An 18312-nucleotide genomic window follows, 5' to 3' on the forward strand; every position below is an offset into this window, starting at 1 on the left:
TGAAGCCTCCCGGCTACGCCCCCAGGATCGTGGTCAGGAACTCTCCAGTCCACGCCAGCAGGTCCCGCCCCACCAGCGGCTTCCCGCCGATCCTGGCCGTCGCCGGCCGGGGCACCAGCACCTGCTTGGTTGCGGGCTTGATCACGGACCTCGGGTAGAGCCGCCCCAGCCGCAGCTCCTGCGATTCGCGCAGCTCGACCGGCCCGAAGCGGATGTTGGATCCCTGGAGCGTGATGTCGCCGACCCCGCAGGCCCGCGCCAGCAGCCGCAGCCCCGCGACCAGCAACAGGTTCTCCACCGGCTCCGGCAGCTTGCCGTAGCGGTCGGTCAGCTCCTCGCGGACGTGGCGGATGTCCTCCTCGTTCGACGCCGAGGCGATGGCCCGGTAGGCCTGCAGCCGCAGCCGCTCGCCCGGCGCGTAGTCGTGCGGGACATGCGCGTCCACCGGCAGCTCGATCTTGACCTCCAGCGGGGCCTCCTCCGGCTCCCCGCCCGCCTCCAGCGAGGCGCGGTAGTCGGCGACGGCCTCGCCCACCATCCGTACGTACAGGTCGAAGCCGACGCCCGCGATATGTCCTGACTGCTCGCCGCCGAGCAGATTGCCCGCGCCGCGGATCTCCAGGTCCTTCATCGCCACATACATGCCCGCGCCCATCTCGGTGTGCTGGGCGATGGTGGCCAGCCGCTCATGGGCGGTCTCGGTCAGAGGCTTCTCCGGCGGGTACAGGAAGTACGCGTATCCGCGCTCGCGCCCACGGCCGACGCGGCCGCGCAGCTGGTGCAGCTGGGAGAGGCCGAAGTTGTCGCCGCGCTCGACGATCAGCGTATTGGCGTTGGAGATGTCGATACCGGACTCGACGATCGTCGTCGAGACGAGTACGTCGAACTTCTTCTCCCAGAAGTCGACGACGACCTGCTCCAGCACGTTCTCCGACATCTGGCCGTGGGCGGTGGCGATCCGCGCCTCGGGCACGATCTCGCGCAGCCGCGCCGCCGCCCGGTCGATGGACTCGACCCGGTTGTGGATGTAGAAGACCTGGCCCTCGCGCAGCAGCTCGCGCCGGATGGCCGCGCCGATCTGCCGCTCCTCGTACGGGCCGACGAAGGTGAGCACCGGATGGCGCTCCTCCGGCGGGGTGGTGATCGTGGACATCTCGCGGATGCCGGTGACCGCCATCTCCAGGGTGCGCGGGATGGGGGTGGCGGACATGGTCAGCACGTCCACATTCGCCCGGAGCTTCTTCAGCTGCTCCTTGTGCTCGACGCCGAAACGCTGCTCCTCGTCCACGATGACCAGGCCCAGGTCCTTGAACTTGGTCTCGGACGAGAACAGGCGGTGGGTGCCGATGACGAGGTCGACCGCGCCGTCCCGCAGCCCCTCCAGGACCGCCTTCGCCTCGGTGTCCGTCTGGAAGCGGGACAGCGCCTTCACGACCACGGGGAACTGGCCGTAACGCTCCGTGAACGTACCGAAGTGCTGCTGCACCAGCAGCGTCGTCGGCACCAGCACGGCGACCTGCTTGCCGTCCTGCACCGCCTTGAACGCCGCCCGCACCGCGATCTCGGTCTTGCCGTAGCCGACGTCACCGCAGATCAGCCGGTCCATCGGAACCGACTTCTCCATGTCCTCCTTGACCTCGCCGATGGTCGTCAGCTGGTCCGGGGTCTCCGCGTACGGGAAGGCGTCCTCCAGCTCGCGCTGCCAGGGGGTGTCCGCGCCGAAGGCGTGGCCTGGCGCGGCCATACGGGCCGAGTACAGCTTGATCAGGTCGGCCGCGATCTCCTTGACCGCCTTCTTCGCCCGCGCCTTGGTCTTGGTCCAGTCGGCGCCGCCGAGCCGGTGCAGGCTCGGGGCCTCGCCGCCCACGTACTTGGTGATCTGCTCCAGCTGGTCCGTCGGCACGAACAGCCGGTCGCCGGGCTGGCCGCGCTTCGCGGGCGCGTACTCGACGACCAGGTACTCGCGGGTGGCGCCCTGGACGGTGCGCTGCACCATCTCGATATAGCGGCCGACGCCGTGCTGCTCATGGACGATGAAATCGCCCGCCTGAAGGCTCAGCGGATCGATCGTCTTGCGCCGCCGGGCCGGCATCCGGGCGCCGTCCTTGCCCGCCGCCTTCTGCCCGGACAGGTCGGTCTCGGTCAGCACGGCCAGCTTGAGGCCCGGGTCCACAAAGCCGTACTCGATCGAACCGCAGGCCACATGCACCACGGACGGCTTGATCTCGGCGAGGTCCCCGTCCAGCCGCGCCGCGATCCCCTCACCGCCCAGCACCTCGACCGTACGGGAGGCCGGGCCGTGGGCCTCGGTCACGTACACCGTGTGCCAGCCGTCGGCCAGCCACCCCTTGGTGTCGGCGAGCGCGCGGGCGGTGTCGCCCCGGTACGTCTCGGGGGCGCGCATGCCCAGCTTGAGCGTGTCCTCCTCGACGTCCTCATCGGCCGCGAACGGGCTCACCGACCACCACATCATGCCCAGCTCACGCGCCCGGTCACGGACGTCCGCGATGCCCCACAGCGAGGCCGCGCCCACATCGATCGGCGCCTCCCCGCCGCCCGCGGTCGCCGCCCAGGACGCCTGCAGAAACTCCTGGCTCGTCGCCACCAGGTCCGCGGCCCTGGTCCGCACCCGCTCCGGGTCGCAGACCACGGCCATGCTGCCCGCCGGCAGTACGTCGAGCAGCAGCTCCATGTCGTCCACGAGCACGGGCGCCAGCGACTCCATGCCCTCGACCGCGATCCCCTCCGCGATCTTGCCCAGCAGCTCGCCCAGCTCCGGGTGGTCCTCGGCCAGCGCCCCGGCCCGCCGCCGCACCTCCTCCGTCAGCAGCAGCTCACGGCAGGGCGGGGCCCACAGCCCGTGCTCGGCGACCTCCAGGGATCTCTGGTCGGCGACCTTGAAATAGCGGATCTCCTCGACATCGTCGCCCCAGAACTCGATCCGGAGCGGATGCTCCTCGGTCGGCGGAAAGACATCCAGAATCCCGCCGCGCACCGCGAACTCGCCGCGCTTCTCGACCAGCTCCACCCGCGCGTACGCGGCGGCCGCCAGCCCGTCGACGATCTCCTCCAGATCGGCGCTCTGCCCCGACCGCAGACTCACAGGCTCCAGGTCCCCGAGCCCCTTGACCTGCGGCTGCAACACCGACCGCACCGGCGCGACCACCACCGACACGGGACCTGCCGCCGGATCGTCCTTGCTGGGGTGCGCCAGCCGCCGCAGCACCGCCAGCCGCCGGCCGACCGTGTCCGACCGCGGCGACAGCCGCTCATGCGGCAGCGTCTCCCACGAGGGGTACTCCACCACCAGGTCCGGCGGCAGCAGCGACCGCAAAGCGGCGGCCAAATCCTCGGCCTCCCGCCCCGTGGCCGTCACCGCAAGCACCGGCCGCCCGGCGGAGCGCGCCAGCGCGGCAACGGCAAAGGGCCTGGCGGCCGGCGGGCCGACCAGATCGACATGGTGCCGCCCGCCGTTCGCGGCGGCCTGAACCGCCTCGGCGAGCGCGGGGTCCTGTACGACGGCGTCGAGCAGACCGGTAAGGCTCATAAGGGGCTATTCCATCCCGGAGGCGAACAACGCGAATGGCCCGACACGTCTCACGGGCCGGGGGTCTTCCAGAGTACGGCCCCTCGCCGACAACGTCCGCCGGGTCCGACGATGACCCGGGCGCCACCCTTACCACACACGCGAACTGACCGCACATGCACGGCCACGCCAGGTCACCCTTGCGGCACTATGACGCCATGTCGACGCACCACACGCAGCGCATCCGATCGTTCACACTCAAGGACGCCGGCATCGAAGACGAGGACTCCTGGGCACATCTCCTACCTGAGGCCGACCTCCACGCCTTCGCCGTCGAACTGGTCGACACCAAGCGGGCGGCCGACCGGGTCGGCAACAGTGCGCCCGTGGCTCAGATGCTCATCGCGTGGCAGCACACCGCCGAGGTCCATTCCGACCCGGAGTTGCTGGCCGCACTGACCAGAGACTACGTCGAGGACTGCGGCCCGGTGCCGGACCCGCGGGACGTCGGGTGAGCGCGGGCCGCGGGGACCCTGCCGCACCACCGCCACGGAGAGCCTCACCAGAGCGCACAGTAGTGTACAGTTCTGCACATGTCTGATGTACTGCCCATGACGGAGGCCCGGGCCCGGTTCGGGTCCCTCGTCCGCCGCGCCTCCCACTCCCGCGAGCGCATCACCATCACCGACCACGGCCAGCCTGCGGCTGTGCTGATAAATCCGCAGGAACTGGCGGATCTTGAGGACGCACTGGCCTTGGCCGAGTACCGAGCCAGCCAGGCGAACGGCACCTTCGTCGGGATCCCCCACGAAGAGGCCCGCAAGCGACTGGGGCTGGAGCAGGATTGAGCTACCAGATCATCTGGCGGGAACAGGCGCTGAACACTGCGGCCCGCTTCCTCAAGGACGACCCGGAGGGGTTACGACAGGTCTTCGCCTCCGTTGATCTTCTCGCCGAAGAACCGCGTCCGCCAGGGACCGCCACCTACGGATCCCCAGATCTCCGCCGTTTACATGTCGGCTTCTACCGAATCATGTACGAGGTCACGGACTCGACCGTGACCATCGTGATCATGCATCTCGGTCGCGCCGGCTGACCTGCTCGCGAACATCCAGCCGGAGGGTCCTTGGGGCCGCACGGGTACGGCGCCTACTCGTCGACGGCCTGGCTTCCAAGCCGGTAGACCGCCTCCGAATCCGGCAGCACCCGCCCCTCCGCGTCGGCAGCCACACCCCCGCCCCTCGGATCCTCCGGCTCCCCCACCCAGTACTGCACCGCCTCCCACGCGGAGAAACCGGCGTCCCGCGCCTCCTTCAAGCGCCTCGTCCACGCCCCTCGGGCGTCCCAGCCGACAGCCCCCATGCCCTTCCTGGGATAGAAACTCGCCGCGTCCGTCGTCTCCGAGGCCCAGAGATGGCCGATCAACTGGCCGCGAAGGGTGACCGGGAAGCAGTGCACGGCCGCTTGGGAGACGCTCCGGAACTCAGTCCGCTCAAGGGTCCAGGGGCCGAGGTCACCGAACTCCGTGGGTCGGCCCGACCACGGCTCGTAGCGATAGTCCGGCATCTCCTCCTACTTCCCGTGGATCAGGCGAGAACGCCAAGCGACCAGCACCATCAACGAAGCGGTCACGCCTCCGAACGTCATGACAGTCGAAACGGACGACTGGTCGACAATGACGCCCCCGGCCAACGCCCCCAACGAAAGGGTGGCCTGGAAGGACGCCGTGAACACCACGGATGACGCCTCCACTGCATGCGGCGCCGCCTTGGCGAACCACGTCTGTGAGCAGACCGGTACGGCACCATATGCCATTCCCCAGACCACCAGAAGGGCGATCGCACCCGCTCGCCATTGGCCGAGCACCGGCAGAAGCAGAGTCGCCACGGAAATCATCGCCGCCGCGACCGCGAACGTGGCGCGCGGATAGCGGGCCGCGCGGGATCCGCCCACGAAGTTGCCGACGATCCCCGCGGCTCCATAGATGAACAGCGACACGGTGATCAGGCCGGAACTCGCCCCGGTGACCCGCTCCAGGAATGGATTGATGTACGTATACGCCCCGAAATGCGCCAGCACGATGAGAAAAGTCGCGGCCAGCGCGAAGCGCGTATGGACACTCCGGAGCATGCCACCGAGCACGGTCAGCCGAATGGCCTGCTCGGGCGGGAGCGGAGGAAGCACCACGAGCAGCGCGACAAAGACGGCGACGGCCAGAACTCCCATGACCACGAAAGCCATCCGCCAGGTCGTGGCGTCTCCGATGAAGGTCCCCAGCGGAACGCCGAGCACCGACCCCAGGGGCACCGACGAGAAAATTACCCCCGTCGCCCGCCCCACCGAGTCCGCTGGTACGAGTCGGCTCGCCAGCCCGGCCGCTATGGACCAGAACCCGCCAATGGTGACCCCCACCATCACCCGGGACACCAGAACGAGCCAGTAGCCGGAGGCCGCGGCGGCAAGGAAGTTGGCCACCGCCAACAAGAGAATGAAGGCACACAGCATCAGCCGACGGTCGGTGCGCGCCGTGGCCACGGTGACCAGAGGAGCGGAGAGCGCGGCCAGGAACCCGGGCATGGTCATCATCAGCCCGGCCATTCCGTCCGAGACGGTGAAGCTTGAGCCGATGGATGTCAGCAGGCCGATGGGCAGGATCTCCGTAGTGACGATGGAGAATATCCCCATCATCACCGAGACCACCGCCAGCCATGACGTCACGGCTGAGCGACGCGCTGATTCGGTGGTTCCGGCGGAATTCGCGGTGTCTGTGAGCATGAATGTCCGCTCTTTGTCGGGCGTCCTTGATGAGCTGTTCAACCACCAGCCCATCAAGGACGCCCGCAAAAGACTGGCGGGATCGCGACACCAACACTGCCCCAGAGGATGATGTCGCTTCCCCGCCAACGGCCGGGATCGAGCGGTCAGCACCGGGCGCAGCCCTTGTCGGACGCCCGGCGTAATGTCGCCGGCGAGCCGCAGGCCCTGTTCCTCTACCAGGAAGACCTATGACCCTTCCCCTGCCCCGGCATCAAGACGCCAGTGTGCCCGTCATCCGAACCGACTTCACCAACGCCGAAGGCTGGCAACGCCTCTCGCAGGCCCTGCTGACGCCGGTAGGGATGAAGGGTGCCGTTGAGCCCTCGGGCGATGTCACGGACAACTACGACCGTGCCGTGCACTACGTCGCCGAAGTGGACCACGACACGTACCGGGGTACGCAGCCGGGCGATGTGCTCGCCGCGGCCCCGGCGGATCACGACCTGGCCTACGACCATGTCTACCTTGCCGACGCCGTGACGTTCGCTTCGGAAGACCTTCCGCTTCTGGGTATCGACATCGACCCCGACGAGCAGCGGGTGGCCCCTTTCCGCGTCCCGGCCCTGTATGTCGCCAGTGTCGAGTGCAACGTTCGTATCGCCAACTTGTTCTTCAGCGAGTTCAACGTCTTCGACTGGGACGACGACGATCTGCTCGTAGCGAGTCCGGGAACGGACGTCTGGAAAGAGTTCGAGCGGATGGACGGGAACGACAAAGACGAAGACGGCGAGCCGGAATAGGCCGAAGCCGTCGAGCGCGACGTCAGGCCCAAAAGGCGGGACAGCAACGGGCCTAATGCCGCGCTCGCGGTCGGCCGGACCCGGCGGCGCCACCGCACGCCGGACCCGGCGGCGCGGGGCCGTAGCGCGGGCCACCAGCCGCACCAGATCGCACCGCACCAGGCCAAGCCAGCCCAGGCCAGGCCGCCGGCCCGAAGCGCGGCTCACGCCGCGCGGCGGATCTCCTTGATCTTGAGCATGCGGGTGATGACCTTGTCGAGCTCGTCGTCCTGGAAGACCTTCTTCCAGTCGTCACGGACGATCGACTCACGCCCGTAGTCCATCGCGATCAGGCACGCGTCGGAGAACGGGTTGTCGCCCTTGAGCGTGTTGGCGAGGGCGACCTGGGTGTGGCCGAGCAGCATCGCGCGGGCGGCGGACTCCGGGACGCCCACCGTGTGGACGGTCTCGTGCAGCGCCTCCGTCAGCAGCGCGCCGACCATGCAGGCGATGGTCTCGACGAGGGTGGGCTCGAGCACCGCCAGCTGCTTGACGGTGACCCAGTGGACGTCCACGACCGGCGCGTACATGGTGCGGATGACGGCCTCGGTCAGCTCGCGGGCCGCCGCGTCCTCGGACTCGAAGGCGGCGACGACCTCCTGGGGCGCGGCGATGCCGCCGAAGGTGTCGGCCCACTCCTCCTTGGTGGTGCGCTCCAGGAAGACCGAGGGGTGGCAGGGGTGCGCGCAGGCGTTGGAGACGTCGTCGCGGCGGGCGAGCAGACCGGCGTAGGCGGCGGCCGGGTCGAGGGTGAGGACGACCGAACCGGGCTTCATCACCGGCACCAGCGCCTCGGACACCGCGCCGAGGACGCGGTCGGGGACGGCGAGGATGACGACGTCCGCCTCGGCCGCGGCCTTGTCGGAGTCGGTGATCTCGCGGCCGAGCTCGGCCAGGATCTCCTGGCCCTTGGGGGAGTTCTCGCTGAACAGAACGCGGAAGTCGCTCTTCTCGAGGTTCGCCGAGACGCGCAGGCCCATCTTTCCGGCGGCGCCGACGACGGCGACGGTCTTGGGCTCGTGGGCGGTGGGGGTGGTCATGAGGCGCTCCTCATCAGGGTGTTCAATGTGGTGACGCTGTGCTTCGTCCACGCGTCTTCGAGCCAGGCGGTCTCCTCGAAACCGCCCTGCCACGGGAGCCAGTGCTCCACGATCTGGTTGACGCCCCGCTCCTCGGGGCGGACCGCGCCGACCATGTGGCCGTAGTCGAGGAGGCCTTCGCCCAGCGGGCAGCCGGCGAAGGTGAAGCCGACCCAGCCGTCGCGGCGGGTGAAGGAGAAGTCCTTGACGTGGATGTTGACCACGTACGGGGCGGTGCGGTCGATGACGTCGGCGGGCCGCTCAAGGCGGGCCACGCTGTTGCCGGGGTCGAGGCAGACGCCGAGGTGCGGGCTGTCGACGCCGGTGACGACGGCCAGCAGGTCGTCCGTGGAGACCTGTTCGTATGTCTCGAGGCCCAGCGTCACCCCGCGCTCGGCGTACGCGGGCAGCGCCTCGCGCAGCAGGGCGACGGCCTCGTCCACGGTCGGCCGGTGGTCATTGGTGTTGAGCATGGAGCGGACGAAGGTCGCGCCCAGCTTGTCCGCGAGGTCGAGGTAGCGGAGCAGATGGGACGGGCGGACCCCGCGCGTGCCGAGCTCCAGTTGGATGCCCAGTTCCCGGGCGAGGGCGCGGAGGTCCGCCAGCTCGGCGTCGTCGAACGTCTCGATCAGCGGGTAGTCGCAGATCTGGAAGACCCCGACGCCCAGTTCACGGGTGCGGTGCAGCATGTCCGGCAGCGTCAGCCGCTGGGGCGCCTTGCCGGAGATCTGCCAGAAGAACGCGTACGTGCTCAGGCCGAGGGCCATCTCACACACCCCCCGCCACAGGCGTCCCGTGCAGGGCCAGCGCCTCGTCCAGGATCTGTTCGAACGCCGCCGGGTCGTGCGCGAAGCGGCCCAGGAAGAGCCCGCCGACCTCGGGGCCGAGCCGGGTGAGCAGACCGGGCCCCGCGCTGCCGCCGTACACGACGCGGCTGCCGGCCAGCGGCCCCCGCCCGCCGCGCTGCCCGCCCAGCCACGCGGACAGCGCGGCGCAGACCGCGCGGATGTGCTCGGGCGAGGCCGGTTCGGGCGCGCCGATGGCCCACTGGGGCTCGTACGCCACGACCAGCGGGCCGAGCACTCCGGCCCGCTCGGCGTCCGCGAGGGCGGACTCGACCTCGGCGACGCAGCGGGCGGCGGCCCGCTCGGCGTCGGTGCGCTCGGGCTCGCCGACGCACAGGACCGGCGTGAGGCCGTTGCGCAGCGCGGCGGCGGTCTTCGCGGCCACGACCGCCTCGTCCTCGTGGAAGAGGCGGCGCCGTTCGGCGTGTCCCACCTCGGCGTAGCCGCAGCCGATCTCCTTGAGCTGGGCGCCGCTGACCTCGCCGGTGTACGGCCCGGCGTCATGGGCGGCCAGGTCCTGGGCGCCGACCCGCACCCCGGTGCCGGCCAGCAGGCCGGAGACCGGGACGAGGGTGGGGAAGGAGGGAAGGACGAACACCTCGGCCAGGCCGCCGGTGACGGCCGGATGCCGGTCGGCGATGTCCGCGATGCGGCGGCACCAGTTGAGCGTTTCGTGGTGGCCGAAGTACATCTTGAGGCTCACGCCGATGGTGACGGCGGCGGGACGGGGCATCAGGCGGCCGTGCTCTCTTCGGTCGTGCCTTCCTCGTACGCGCACATCAGCTCGACCTTGGCCGCCGAGGCCGACGTCGTGTCGAAGCGGTAGGTGAGCCATTCGCGCACCAGGCGGCGGGCCAGCTCCAGGCCGACCACGCGCTGGCCGAAGGTGAGGACCTGGGCGTTGTTACTGAGGATGGCGCGCTCGACGGAGAAGCTGTCGTGGGCCGTGACCGCCCGGATGCCCTTGACCTTGTTGGCGGCGATGGCCACGCCCAGGCCCGTACCGCACACCAGCAGCGCGCGGTCGGCCTTGCCCGCCGCGACCAGTTCGGCGGCGGCGATGGCGACCTTGGGGTAGGCGGTGTGGCCATCCGCGTCCACGCCCACGTCCTGGACCGACTCGACCAGCTCGCTGGCCTGCAGATCCTTCTTCAAGATCTCCTTGTAGTCGTAGCCGGCGTCGTCGGAGCCGACGACGATACGGAGCTTGTCGTTCATCTGAGCCATCTCAATCTTTCTTCGCAGCAAGTACGCCGTGCACGGCGCGGGCGATCAGGGCCAGGGACACCGCACCGGCGTCCGGGGTGCCCAGGGACTTCTCCGCGTGCGGGCGGGCGCGGCCCAGGCGCGGGAGGAGTTCGGCGGTGGCCTTGGCGGCGGCCTCGGCGGCGGTGGCCGCGGCGTCCCAGGCGGCGGCGAGGGGCTGCCCCTCGGCCACGGCCTCGCCGAGCGCTCCGGCCAGCGGGACCAGCACGTCGACCATCGTCTTGTCGCCGACCTCCGCCTTGCCGAGCCGCATCACGCCGTCGGCGGCGGCGGCCACACCGGTGGCGACGGCGGCCGCGTCGGGCCGGTCGGCGTCGCCGAGTGCGGTGCCGACCTGGCGCAGGATGACGCCCCACAGGGCGCCGGAGGTGCCGCCGGCCCGGTCGGCCCAGGCGTCGGCGGCGTGGCACAGCAGGGTGCCCGCGCCCGCGCCGAGGCCCAGGGCGCGGCGTCCGGCCTCGTACGCGGCCTCGGCGCCGCGCCGCATGCCGATGCCGTGGTCGCCGTCGCCCGCGACGGCGTCGATGCGGCCGAGCTCGTCGGCGTGCTCGTCGACGGTCCGTACGAGGGCGGCCAGCGCGTTCAGCGCCGTACGGGCCGCGGCGCGCGACTCCTCGCTCGCGGCGGGGACGGTGATCTGCTCGGGCTGTTCCTCAGGGCCCTCGGAGCTGATGTCCGCGGCCGGCCCCAGCGCCCCCTTGCGGTACGCGGGCGCGTCGGCCGGGGCCGTCCACAGCGGCTCCAGCTCCTCGGTCAGCCAGAAGAGGGTGAGCGAGACGCCCGCCATGTCGAAGCTGGTGACGAGCTCGCCGACCTCCGGGTCGACGGCCACCACGCCCGCCTCGTCCAGCAGCCGGGCCACCCTGCGGTAGACCACGAACAGCTCTTCGTACTTGACCGCCCCGAGCCCGTTGAGGATCACGCCCGCGCGCAGCCCGCGCGGGGTCTCCACGCCCTCCGGCCGCTCGGCCAGCAGCGTGGAGACCAGCAGCTCGGCCGCCTCGTCGGCGGTGGGCACCGCGGCCTCGGACAGACCGGGCTCGCCGTGGATGCCCAGGCCCACCGCCATCCGGCCCTCGGGGACGGTGAACAGCGGGGTGTCGGCGCCGGGCAGGGTGCAGCCGGAGAAGGCGATGCCGAACGAGCGGGTGCGGGCATTGGCCAGCTCGGCGAGGCGTACGACCTCGTCCAGCGGCAGGCCCGCCTCGGCCGCCGCGGCGGCGGTCTTGAACACCGCGAGGTCCCCGGCGACCCCGCGGCGCTTGGCGGACTCCTCGACGGGGGCGCTGGAGATGTCGTCGGTGACGACGACCGTCCGGCAGTCGACGCCCTCGGCGTTCAGCCGCTCCTCGGCCTGGCCGAAGTGCAGCACGTCACCGGCGTAATTGCCGAAGGTCAGCAGCACCCCCGCGCCGCCGTGCGCGGCCTTCGCCACCTGGTGGACCTGCTGGGCCGAGGGCGAGGCGAAGACGTTGCCGACCGCGGCGCCGTGGGCCAGGCCCCGGCCGACCAGGCCGGAGAAGGCCGGGTAGTGGCCGGAGCCGCCGCCGATGACGACCGCCACCTGGCCCGGGGCCGTGGGGGTGGCACGGACGACACCGCCGGGGACGCGCCGCACCCATCTGCGGTGGGCGGCGACGAAGCCCTCCAGGGCCTCGTCCGCGAAGGCGGCGGGGGTGTTGAACAGTCGAGTCATGGCAGGCGGCCTCCGGGCCACGGGGGTGAGATCGATACGTGCCGGCCGGGCGGGGACAGGGCCCGGGACAGGGCCCGGCCGGTGCCGGGACCCTGCCCGGGCCGGTGCCGGGCCGGTGCCTGGGTCAGTGCCCGGTCGTGATCAGCTCCTGCTCCGCGTCCGCGGCCTGTGGCAGGGGCCGGGTGGAGAGCCAGAGCATCAGGACGGCCGACAGGAGCATGAAGCCGCCGACGACGAAGAGCGGAAGGTAGTAGGAGCCGCTGAAGTCCTTGAGCCAGCCGGTGATGTAGCTGGCTGCGAAGCCCGCGACATTGCCCATCGTGTTGATCAGGGCGATACCGGCGGCCGCGGCGGCTCCGGTGAGGAACTGGGACGGCAGCGACCAGAAGACGGGCAGGGCGGCGAAGATCGAGCACGCGGTGACGGTGATGACCGCGATCGTCGCGCTCGGGGAGCCCATGTAGAGGGCCAGCGGGATGCTGATCCCGCCGAGCGCCGCCGGTCCCGCGATATGCCAGGCGCGCGTCCCGTGCCGGGTGGCGTGCCGGGACCAGAAGAACAGCGCGATGGCGGCGGGGAGGTACGGGATGGCGGTGATCAGGCCCTTGTCCAGCACGGAGAACTTGGTGCCGTACTGGTCCTCGAAGCCGCTGATGATCGTGGGGAGGAAGAACGCCAGGGCGTAGAGGCCGTAGATGAAGCCGAAGTAGACGAGGGAGAGGACCCAGACCCGGCCGTTGGTGAACGCCGCCTTGAGCGCACCGCGCCCACCGTGCCCGGAGGATGCCTTCGCGCCGTCCGTCTTCGTGCCGTTCTCGCGCGCCAGCTCGGCCGTGAGCCAGGCCTTCTCGTCCTGGGTCAGCCACTTCGCGTCGGCCGGCCGGTCGATCAGATAGAACCAGGCGATGATGCCGAGCAGGATCGCGGGGATGGATACGCCGAGGAACATGAAGCGCCAGCCGTCCAGGCCGAACGCCCCGTGCTGGTTGATCAGCAGCCCGGCGAGCGGGGCGCCGATCACCGTGGTCAGCGGCTGGGCCAGGTAGAACAGCGCCAGGATCTTGGTGCGGTGGCGGGCCGGGACCCACTGGCTGAGGTAGAGGATCGCCCCGGGGAAGAAGCCCGCCTCGGCGACGCCGAGCAGAAAGCGCAGCCCGTACAGCTGCCCGGTGCTCTCCACCCAGGTGAACAGCAGGGAGACGATCCCCCAGGTGACCATGATCCGGGCCAGCCAGCGGCGGGCGCCGAACCGGTGCAGGGCCATGTTGCTGGGCACTTCCAGCAGGATGTAGCCGATGAAGAAGACGCCGGAGGCCAGTCCGAACTGAGCCGCCGAGAGGCCGAGGTCATCGCCCATGCCGTTGGGCTCGGCGAACGAGACCGCGGTCCGGTCCAGGAAGTTCACGAAGAACATCAGGGCGACGAAGGGGACGAGACGCCGCGCGACCTTCTTGACGGCCGATCTCTCGACGTCCCGTATGACGGGGGATGGGGCGACAGTGCCCATGGCGGCTCCTGACTGAGCGGACGGCTTTGTCCTGCGGGGTGGCTACACGCTAGGCCACGTTCCGAAAATTGGTCACCAATTAACCAAAGTGATGTATGTCGCTTTTGAAACTCTTGACGGGCGGCCCTCCAGCGCTTAGGTCAGCCCCCTTATGACACTGCCGCCCCAGGCCGTCGCCGCTGGTGATGTACTAGGGGGTCGGTATGTCCAGGACCCGAGTCCATGAGGGGAAAACGCCACGTGAGCGCCGAGCCCGACCAGCCGAACTTCACCGCGCTGCTGCGCCCGGTCGTCCGGGAGTCATCGGTCAGCGAGGTCGCCAAGCGGCTGCTGGACCACCTCTCCGAGGGCCACCTGAAGCCCGGCACCCGGCTGCCCGCCGAGCGCCAGCTGGCCGAGGCGCTCAATGTCGCCCGTTCCAGTGTGCGGGGTGCGCTCTCCGCTCTCGATGTGCTCGGCATCATCGAGATCCGCCCCGGCTCCGGCTCCTACGTACGCGCCGGGACGTCGGAGTTCCTGCCCCGGGCCATCAACTGGGGGCTGATGCTCGGCCAGCGCCGCACCCACGACCTGGTCGAGGTGCGCACCTTCATGGAGGCCGTGTCCGCCCGGCTGGCCGCCGAGCGCGCCGAGGACGCGGACGTCGAACGGCTCGAGGCGCATCTGGAGCGGATGCGGGAGGCGGGTGGCGACGTCACGGCGTTCATCGACGCCGACATCGCCTTCCACCTGGAAACCGCCACCATCGCGCGCAACACGGTCCTCAGCGACATCCTCCACAGCATCCGCTCGCTGCTCCAGGTGTGGATGGAGCGCGCGGGCGACATCGAGGGCACGGTGGCCGGGACGCTGAAGGAACACGGCGCGATCCTCCAGGCCATCCGCGACCGCGATCCGCAGGCGGCCGAGCGGGCCATGGCGGATCACATGCAGTGCGCGAGCGAGCGGCTGTGGTCCTCGCTGAGCACGGAGGAAGGCGGGGCTTCGGGCGGGGCTCCGGGCGGCCCTTCGGGTAACGCTCCGGGCGGCGGCGCGTAGGGGCCGCGTAGGCAGCCACCGGACGGGCGGCGCGTCGCTCGTACGCGAGCGGCGACAGCTCGTACGCACGCGGGGCCGGGCGGGGCGGGCCACCGTATTGGCCCATCTCAAAGCGCGGCCGAACCCGCCATGCGGCCAGACTGATGCACATGGCAGAGCGAGAGCGGCACACCTCTCCCCCGAAGGCGGACCGCGCACCCCGCAGGACCGGTGCGGCGGAGGCGGCCGCCTGCGCCAGCGAACGGCTCGCCGCTCTGATAACCCACCCCGCCGAGGGCGTCAGCGCCGTGTGCCGGGTCGAGGACGGCTGGCGCGTCAGCGTGGATGTCGTGGAGGTCGCCCGGATCCCCGACACGACCAGCCTGCTGGCCACCTACGAGGTGGACGTCGACGAGCGCGGTGAGCTCCGTGAGTACCGGAGAGTCCGCCGCTATCGGCGCGGCTCGGCCGACGACTGCTGACCGGCCCGGGCCAGGCCGGGCGAGCCCGGCCGGCGCCCAGGGCCGAGCCATCGAAAGGACGCTCCGATCATGGCCCCCACCTACGCCCCCACCCACACCGACGACGTCGTCTGCGTCTCCCGCTCGGGCAACCTCTACGACGTCCTCGAACTCATCCTCGACCGCGGCATGGTGATCGACGTCTTCCTCCGGGTCTCCCTGGTCGGCATCGAGATCCTGAAGGTCGACGCCCGGATCGTCGTGGCGAGCGTGGACACGTACCTCCGCTTCGCCGAGGCATGCAACCGCCTGGACCTGGAATTCGACCGCAGCAGCACGACCGTGCCCGAACTGCTGGGCGCGGGCAAGGCCGGCCTCGGCAAGAAGGTGGCCAAGAAGACGGCCAAGAAGACGGTGGAGACCGTGGGCGGCAAGGTCAAGAAGGCCGTGACCGGCGGTGGCGACGAGGACGAGTACGAGGACGAGGACCGGGACGAGGAGCGTCGCCCGCGGGAGCGCGCGGCCGCCCGCCCCCGCCGCCGTACCGACGAGGAGGACTGACCCCATGGCCGCACAGGGCGTGTACGTCTACGGCGTCGTCCGCGCCTCCCACCCGGTGCCGCCCGGCCGCACCGGGGTGGGCGCGGACCCGGCCCCGGTCCGTACGCTCCGCGCCGGAGAGCTGGCCGCCGTGGTCAGCGACGCCCCGCCCGGCCTGCGCGCCAAGCGGCGCGACCTCCTCGCGCACCAGGACCTGGCGCTGGCGCTGGCGGCGGACGGCCCGGTGCTGCCCATGCGCTTCGGGATGATCGCGCCCGACGAGGAGGCGGTGCGGCGCCAGTTGGCCGCCTCCGAGCGTGCGCATCTCGCCGCGCTCGACCGTCTGGCCGGCCGGATCGAGATGAACCTCAAGGCCATGCCGGTCGAGGCCGGGCTGCCCGCGCTGGTCCGGGAGAGCCCCGAGGTGGCCCGGGCGCGCGCCGCCGCGCGCCGGTCCCCGGGGTACGAGGCCAGCGTGCGGCTCGGCGAGGCCGTGGCCCGGGGGCTGTCCGGCCGGGCCGCCGCCGCGTCGGCCGCGGTGGTCGCCGAGCTGTCCGCGGTGGCGGTGGAGCAGGTGCGGGGGCCGGAGGTGCCCGGGTGCGTGCTCAACGTCTCCTTCCTTCTCGACCGACGTGCGGAGGACCGGTTCCGGGCCGTGGTGGAGCGCCTCGCGGCGGCCCACGGCAGCCATGTCGAGCTGCGCCTCACCGGGCCGCTGCCCTGCTACAGCTTTGTCGACCCCGCCCCGGGCACCCCCCGGCGTGACCCCGTCCCGAGTGGAGCGTGACATGGGCTTGCTGAGCGGGCTCGTCCTCCTCCCCATGGCGCCGGTCCGGGGCGTGATCTGGATCGCGGACTGCCTGGTGGACGCCGCGGAGCACGAGCTGCACGACCCGGCGGTCCTGCGCACCAGGCTCGCCGAGCTGAACGAGGACCTGGACTCGGGGGTGATCAGCCCCGAGGAGTTCGAGCGAGAAGAGGACCGGCTGCTCGACTTGTTGGAGCGGTCGGTCCCGTCCCTACCCGTGAGGCACCGGTGAGGCGGCCGTGATCGATCCCGAGCTGACGGGCAGGACCCCCCTGGGCACGGCCCCGCCCACCGCCAACCTCGCCGAGATCCTGGAACGGGTGCTCGACAAGGGCATCGTCATCGCCGGCGACATCAAGATCGACCTGCTCGACATCGAACTGCTCACCATCCGGCTCCGGTTGTTCGTGTCGTCGGTCGACACCGCCCGCAGGGCCGGAATCGACTGGTGGGAGACCGATCCGGCGCTCTCCTCCCGCGCCGCGCGCGACGCCCTCGCCGAGGAGAACGCACAGTTGCGCAGCCGCCTGGAGGCGCTGGAATCCGGCGGCGACGCGGGGGAGCTGAGCCCCGTCGGCGGTGAGGAAAGGAGGGACGGATGACGTCCGAGCAGCACAACGAGCAGTCCCCCCAACGGCCCCCCGAGCGGACCCCCGACCGGACGCCCGGTCAGCTCCCCACGGTCACCTACGCCTTCGCCGTCTGCCGACGGTGCGACCCCGGCGCCCTGGTCGGGCTCCCGGGACTCGACGACGCCACCCCGGTCCGTACCCTCGCCGCGGGCCCGCTCACCGCCGTCGTCCAGGACCTGTCCGCCGTCGAGTTCGCGGAAAACGCCCTGCGGCAAAGGCTCACCGACCGCGACGAACTGGAGCGCTGCGCCCGCGCCCACCACGAGGTGATCATGGCGGCGTCGGCCGTCACACCGACCGTGCCGCTGCCCTTCGCCACGCTCTATCTCGGCGACGCACGGGTCCGCGCCGCCCTGCGCGAGAAGGAGGAGTCCTTCCTCGCCGCCCTCGGCCGGTTCACCGGCCGCGTCGAGTGGGGGGTCAAGGTCTACACCGCCCCCGCACCCCCGGCTTCCTCCCCCGCCCCGCCACCCGGCGACGCCGCGCCCGGCGTCGCGGCGGGCAACGGCCGGGCCTATCTCGACCGCGTACGCAGTCGGCACCAGGTCCGCGAGCAGCATCAGAACGATGCGCTCCAGGCCGCGGAACGGGTGGACGCGGTGGTACGCGGCCTCGCCGTGGCCGCCCGGCGGCTGCGCCCGCACGGGGTCGAGGTCACCGGGGCGCACCGCACCCACGTACTCAACGCCGCCTACCTGATCGACAGCGCCCGCGAGAGCGAACTGCGCGCCGCGCTGGAAGCCCTGCGCCGGGAGGAGACGGCCGTCCAGATCGAGCTCTCGGGCCCGTGGGCCCCGTACTCCTTCGCCGACGGACCCGACGGGGGCGTCCCCCGATGACCACCGCCACCTGGGGAACCGCCCCCGCGGAAGCGTACGGACCGATCGGCGTGCCGCTGGTGGACCTGCTCGACCGGGTGCTGGCCACCGGGGTCGTCATCAGCGGCGACGTGGTCATCGCCATCGCCGAGGTGCCCCTCGTACGCCTCTCCCTGCACGCCCTGCTCTCCTCAGTCAACGAGCGCGTCCCCGCCCCCTGGGCCGACGGCGGCCCGCTGTGACCGGCGGCGGCAGGCTCGACCTCGACGCCGACACGGTGGGCCGCGACCTGGTCGCCCTCGTCCTGACCGTCGTCGAACTCCTCCGACAGCTGATGGAACGCCAGGCCCTGCGCCGGATCGACGCCGGCGGACTCGGCGACGAGCAGATCGAACGCATCGGCACCACGCTGATGCTCCTGGACCAGCGCATGGCGGAGCTGTGCGCCCAGCACGGCCTGCGCCCCGAAGACCTCAACCTGGACCTCGGCCCGCTGGGCACACTGCTCCCCCGGGACTGAA

General features: G+C 71.1%; 22 protein-coding genes. 13 read left to right on the forward strand and 9 right to left on the reverse strand.

The features are described from left to right. Positions 1–13: 13 nt before the first annotated feature. On the reverse strand, positions 14–3547 hold the full coding sequence (gene mfd, locus ACWDSL_RS11585; RefSeq protein ID WP_450484135.1) for a transcription-repair coupling factor: 3534 nt from the start codon (positions 3545–3547) through the stop codon (positions 14–16). Positions 3548–3744: 197 nt separating this feature from the next. On the opposite strand from mfd, the gene ACWDSL_RS11590 reads away from it, so the two are divergent. The 3 genes from ACWDSL_RS11590 (at position 3745) to ACWDSL_RS11600 (ending at position 4622) form a co-directional block, all read left to right on the forward strand. Beyond that, positions 3745–4041, forward strand: coding sequence for a hypothetical protein (locus ACWDSL_RS11590; RefSeq protein WP_450484137.1), 297 nt, complete (start codon positions 3745–3747; stop codon positions 4039–4041). Between the two features lie 78 nt (positions 4042–4119). Then, a complete protein-coding gene (locus ACWDSL_RS11595; protein ID WP_450484139.1) occupies positions 4120–4374 on the forward strand; it encodes a type II toxin-antitoxin system Phd/YefM family antitoxin in 255 nt (84 codons plus the stop codon). Next, the gene (locus ACWDSL_RS11600; protein ID WP_450484141.1) at positions 4371–4622 is read left to right on the forward strand and encodes a type II toxin-antitoxin system RelE family toxin; all 252 of its coding nucleotides are present in this window, start codon (positions 4371–4373) and stop codon (positions 4620–4622) included. Before ACWDSL_RS11595 ends, ACWDSL_RS11600 begins: the two co-directional genes overlap by 4 nt. Positions 4623–4675: 53 nt before the next feature. Here ACWDSL_RS11600 and ACWDSL_RS11605 read toward each other — a convergent pair whose 3' ends face one another. Next, positions 4676–5092: a hypothetical protein gene (locus ACWDSL_RS11605; protein ID WP_450484143.1), complete on the reverse strand. Its 417-nt coding sequence runs from the start codon at positions 5090–5092 to the stop codon at positions 4676–4678. Positions 5093–5098: 6 nt separating this feature from the next. After that, on the reverse strand, positions 5099–6301 hold the full coding sequence (locus tag ACWDSL_RS11610) for an MFS transporter (protein WP_450484145.1): 1203 nt from the start codon (positions 6299–6301) through the stop codon (positions 5099–5101). Between the two features lie 230 nt (positions 6302–6531). Here ACWDSL_RS11610 and ACWDSL_RS11615 point away from each other — a divergent pair, with 230 nt between their 5' ends. Further along, complete coding sequence (locus ACWDSL_RS11615; RefSeq protein ID WP_450484147.1) at positions 6532–7083, forward strand: DUF6924 domain-containing protein; 552 nt, start codon at positions 6532–6534, stop codon at positions 7081–7083. A gap of 203 nt (positions 7084–7286) precedes the next feature. Here ACWDSL_RS11615 and ACWDSL_RS11620 read toward each other — a convergent pair whose 3' ends face one another. The 6 genes from ACWDSL_RS11620 to ACWDSL_RS11645 all read right to left on the reverse strand — a co-directional run bounded on the left by ACWDSL_RS11620 (position 7287) and on the right by ACWDSL_RS11645 (position 13515). Further along, positions 7287–8162: a phosphogluconate dehydrogenase C-terminal domain-containing protein gene (locus tag ACWDSL_RS11620; RefSeq protein ID WP_450484149.1), complete on the reverse strand. Its 876-nt coding sequence runs from the start codon at positions 8160–8162 to the stop codon at positions 7287–7289. After that, entirely contained in the window at positions 8159–8968 is an 810-nt protein-coding gene (locus tag ACWDSL_RS11625; RefSeq protein ID WP_450484151.1) for a sugar phosphate isomerase/epimerase family protein, read from the reverse strand. The genes ACWDSL_RS11620 and ACWDSL_RS11625 overlap by 4 nt, the downstream gene beginning before the upstream one ends. Before the next feature lies 1 nt (position 8969). Beyond that, entirely contained in the window at positions 8970–9779 is an 810-nt protein-coding gene (locus tag ACWDSL_RS11630; protein WP_450484153.1) for a triose-phosphate isomerase family protein, read from the reverse strand. Then, entirely contained in the window at positions 9779–10264 is a 486-nt protein-coding gene (locus ACWDSL_RS11635; protein WP_450484155.1) for a ribose-5-phosphate isomerase, read from the reverse strand. Before ACWDSL_RS11635 ends, ACWDSL_RS11630 begins: the two co-directional genes overlap by 1 nt. Positions 10265–10274: 10 nt before the next feature. Further along, positions 10275–12008 (reverse strand): dihydroxyacetone kinase family protein, encoded by a 1734-nt coding sequence (locus tag ACWDSL_RS11640; RefSeq protein ID WP_450484157.1) that lies wholly within the window; start codon positions 12006–12008, stop codon positions 10275–10277. A gap of 124 nt (positions 12009–12132) precedes the next feature. Beyond that, positions 12133–13515 carry an MFS transporter gene (locus tag ACWDSL_RS11645; RefSeq protein WP_450484159.1) on the reverse strand — a complete coding sequence of 461 codons (1383 nt, stop codon included), beginning with the start codon at positions 13513–13515 and terminating at the stop codon, positions 12133–12135. A 240-nt stretch (positions 13516–13755) separates the two neighbouring features. On the opposite strand from ACWDSL_RS11645, the gene ACWDSL_RS11650 reads away from it, so the two are divergent. The 9 genes from ACWDSL_RS11650 to ACWDSL_RS11690 all read left to right on the forward strand — a co-directional run bounded on the left by ACWDSL_RS11650 (position 13756) and on the right by ACWDSL_RS11690 (position 18311). After that, positions 13756–14553, forward strand: coding sequence for a FadR/GntR family transcriptional regulator (locus tag ACWDSL_RS11650; protein ID WP_450484161.1), 798 nt, complete (start codon positions 13756–13758; stop codon positions 14551–14553). A 149-nt stretch (positions 14554–14702) separates the two neighbouring features. After that, positions 14703–15014, forward strand: coding sequence for a gas vesicle protein GvpO (gene gvpO, locus ACWDSL_RS11655; RefSeq protein WP_450484163.1), 312 nt, complete (start codon positions 14703–14705; stop codon positions 15012–15014). A 69-nt stretch (positions 15015–15083) separates the two neighbouring features. After that, positions 15084–15554: a gas vesicle protein GvpJ gene (gene gvpJ, locus ACWDSL_RS11660; RefSeq protein ID WP_450484165.1), complete on the forward strand. Its 471-nt coding sequence runs from the start codon at positions 15084–15086 to the stop codon at positions 15552–15554. Between the two features lie 4 nt (positions 15555–15558). Continuing rightward, complete coding sequence (locus ACWDSL_RS11665; RefSeq protein ID WP_450484167.1) at positions 15559–16320, forward strand: GvpL/GvpF family gas vesicle protein; 762 nt, start codon at positions 15559–15561, stop codon at positions 16318–16320. A gap of 1 nt (position 16321) precedes the next feature. Beyond that, positions 16322–16573, forward strand: coding sequence for a gas vesicle protein GvpG (locus ACWDSL_RS11670; RefSeq protein WP_450484169.1), 252 nt, complete (start codon positions 16322–16324; stop codon positions 16571–16573). A gap of 7 nt (positions 16574–16580) precedes the next feature. Next, positions 16581–16943, forward strand: a complete 363-nt coding sequence (locus tag ACWDSL_RS11675) for a gas vesicle protein (RefSeq protein WP_450484171.1) — start codon at positions 16581–16583, stop codon at positions 16941–16943. Continuing rightward, the gene (locus tag ACWDSL_RS11680) at positions 16940–17812 is read left to right on the forward strand and encodes a GvpL/GvpF family gas vesicle protein (RefSeq protein ID WP_450484173.1); all 873 of its coding nucleotides are present in this window, start codon (positions 16940–16942) and stop codon (positions 17810–17812) included. The genes ACWDSL_RS11675 and ACWDSL_RS11680 overlap by 4 nt, the downstream gene beginning before the upstream one ends. Continuing rightward, a complete protein-coding gene (locus ACWDSL_RS11685; RefSeq protein WP_450484175.1) occupies positions 17809–18033 on the forward strand; it encodes a gas vesicle protein in 225 nt (74 codons plus the stop codon). Before ACWDSL_RS11680 ends, ACWDSL_RS11685 begins: the two co-directional genes overlap by 4 nt. Then, positions 18030–18311, forward strand: coding sequence for a gas vesicle protein K (locus ACWDSL_RS11690; protein ID WP_358645155.1), 282 nt, complete (start codon positions 18030–18032; stop codon positions 18309–18311). Before ACWDSL_RS11685 ends, ACWDSL_RS11690 begins: the two co-directional genes overlap by 4 nt. Position 18312: the final 1 nt, after the last annotated feature.

The organism is Streptomyces sp. NPDC000941 (assembly GCF_053599555.1).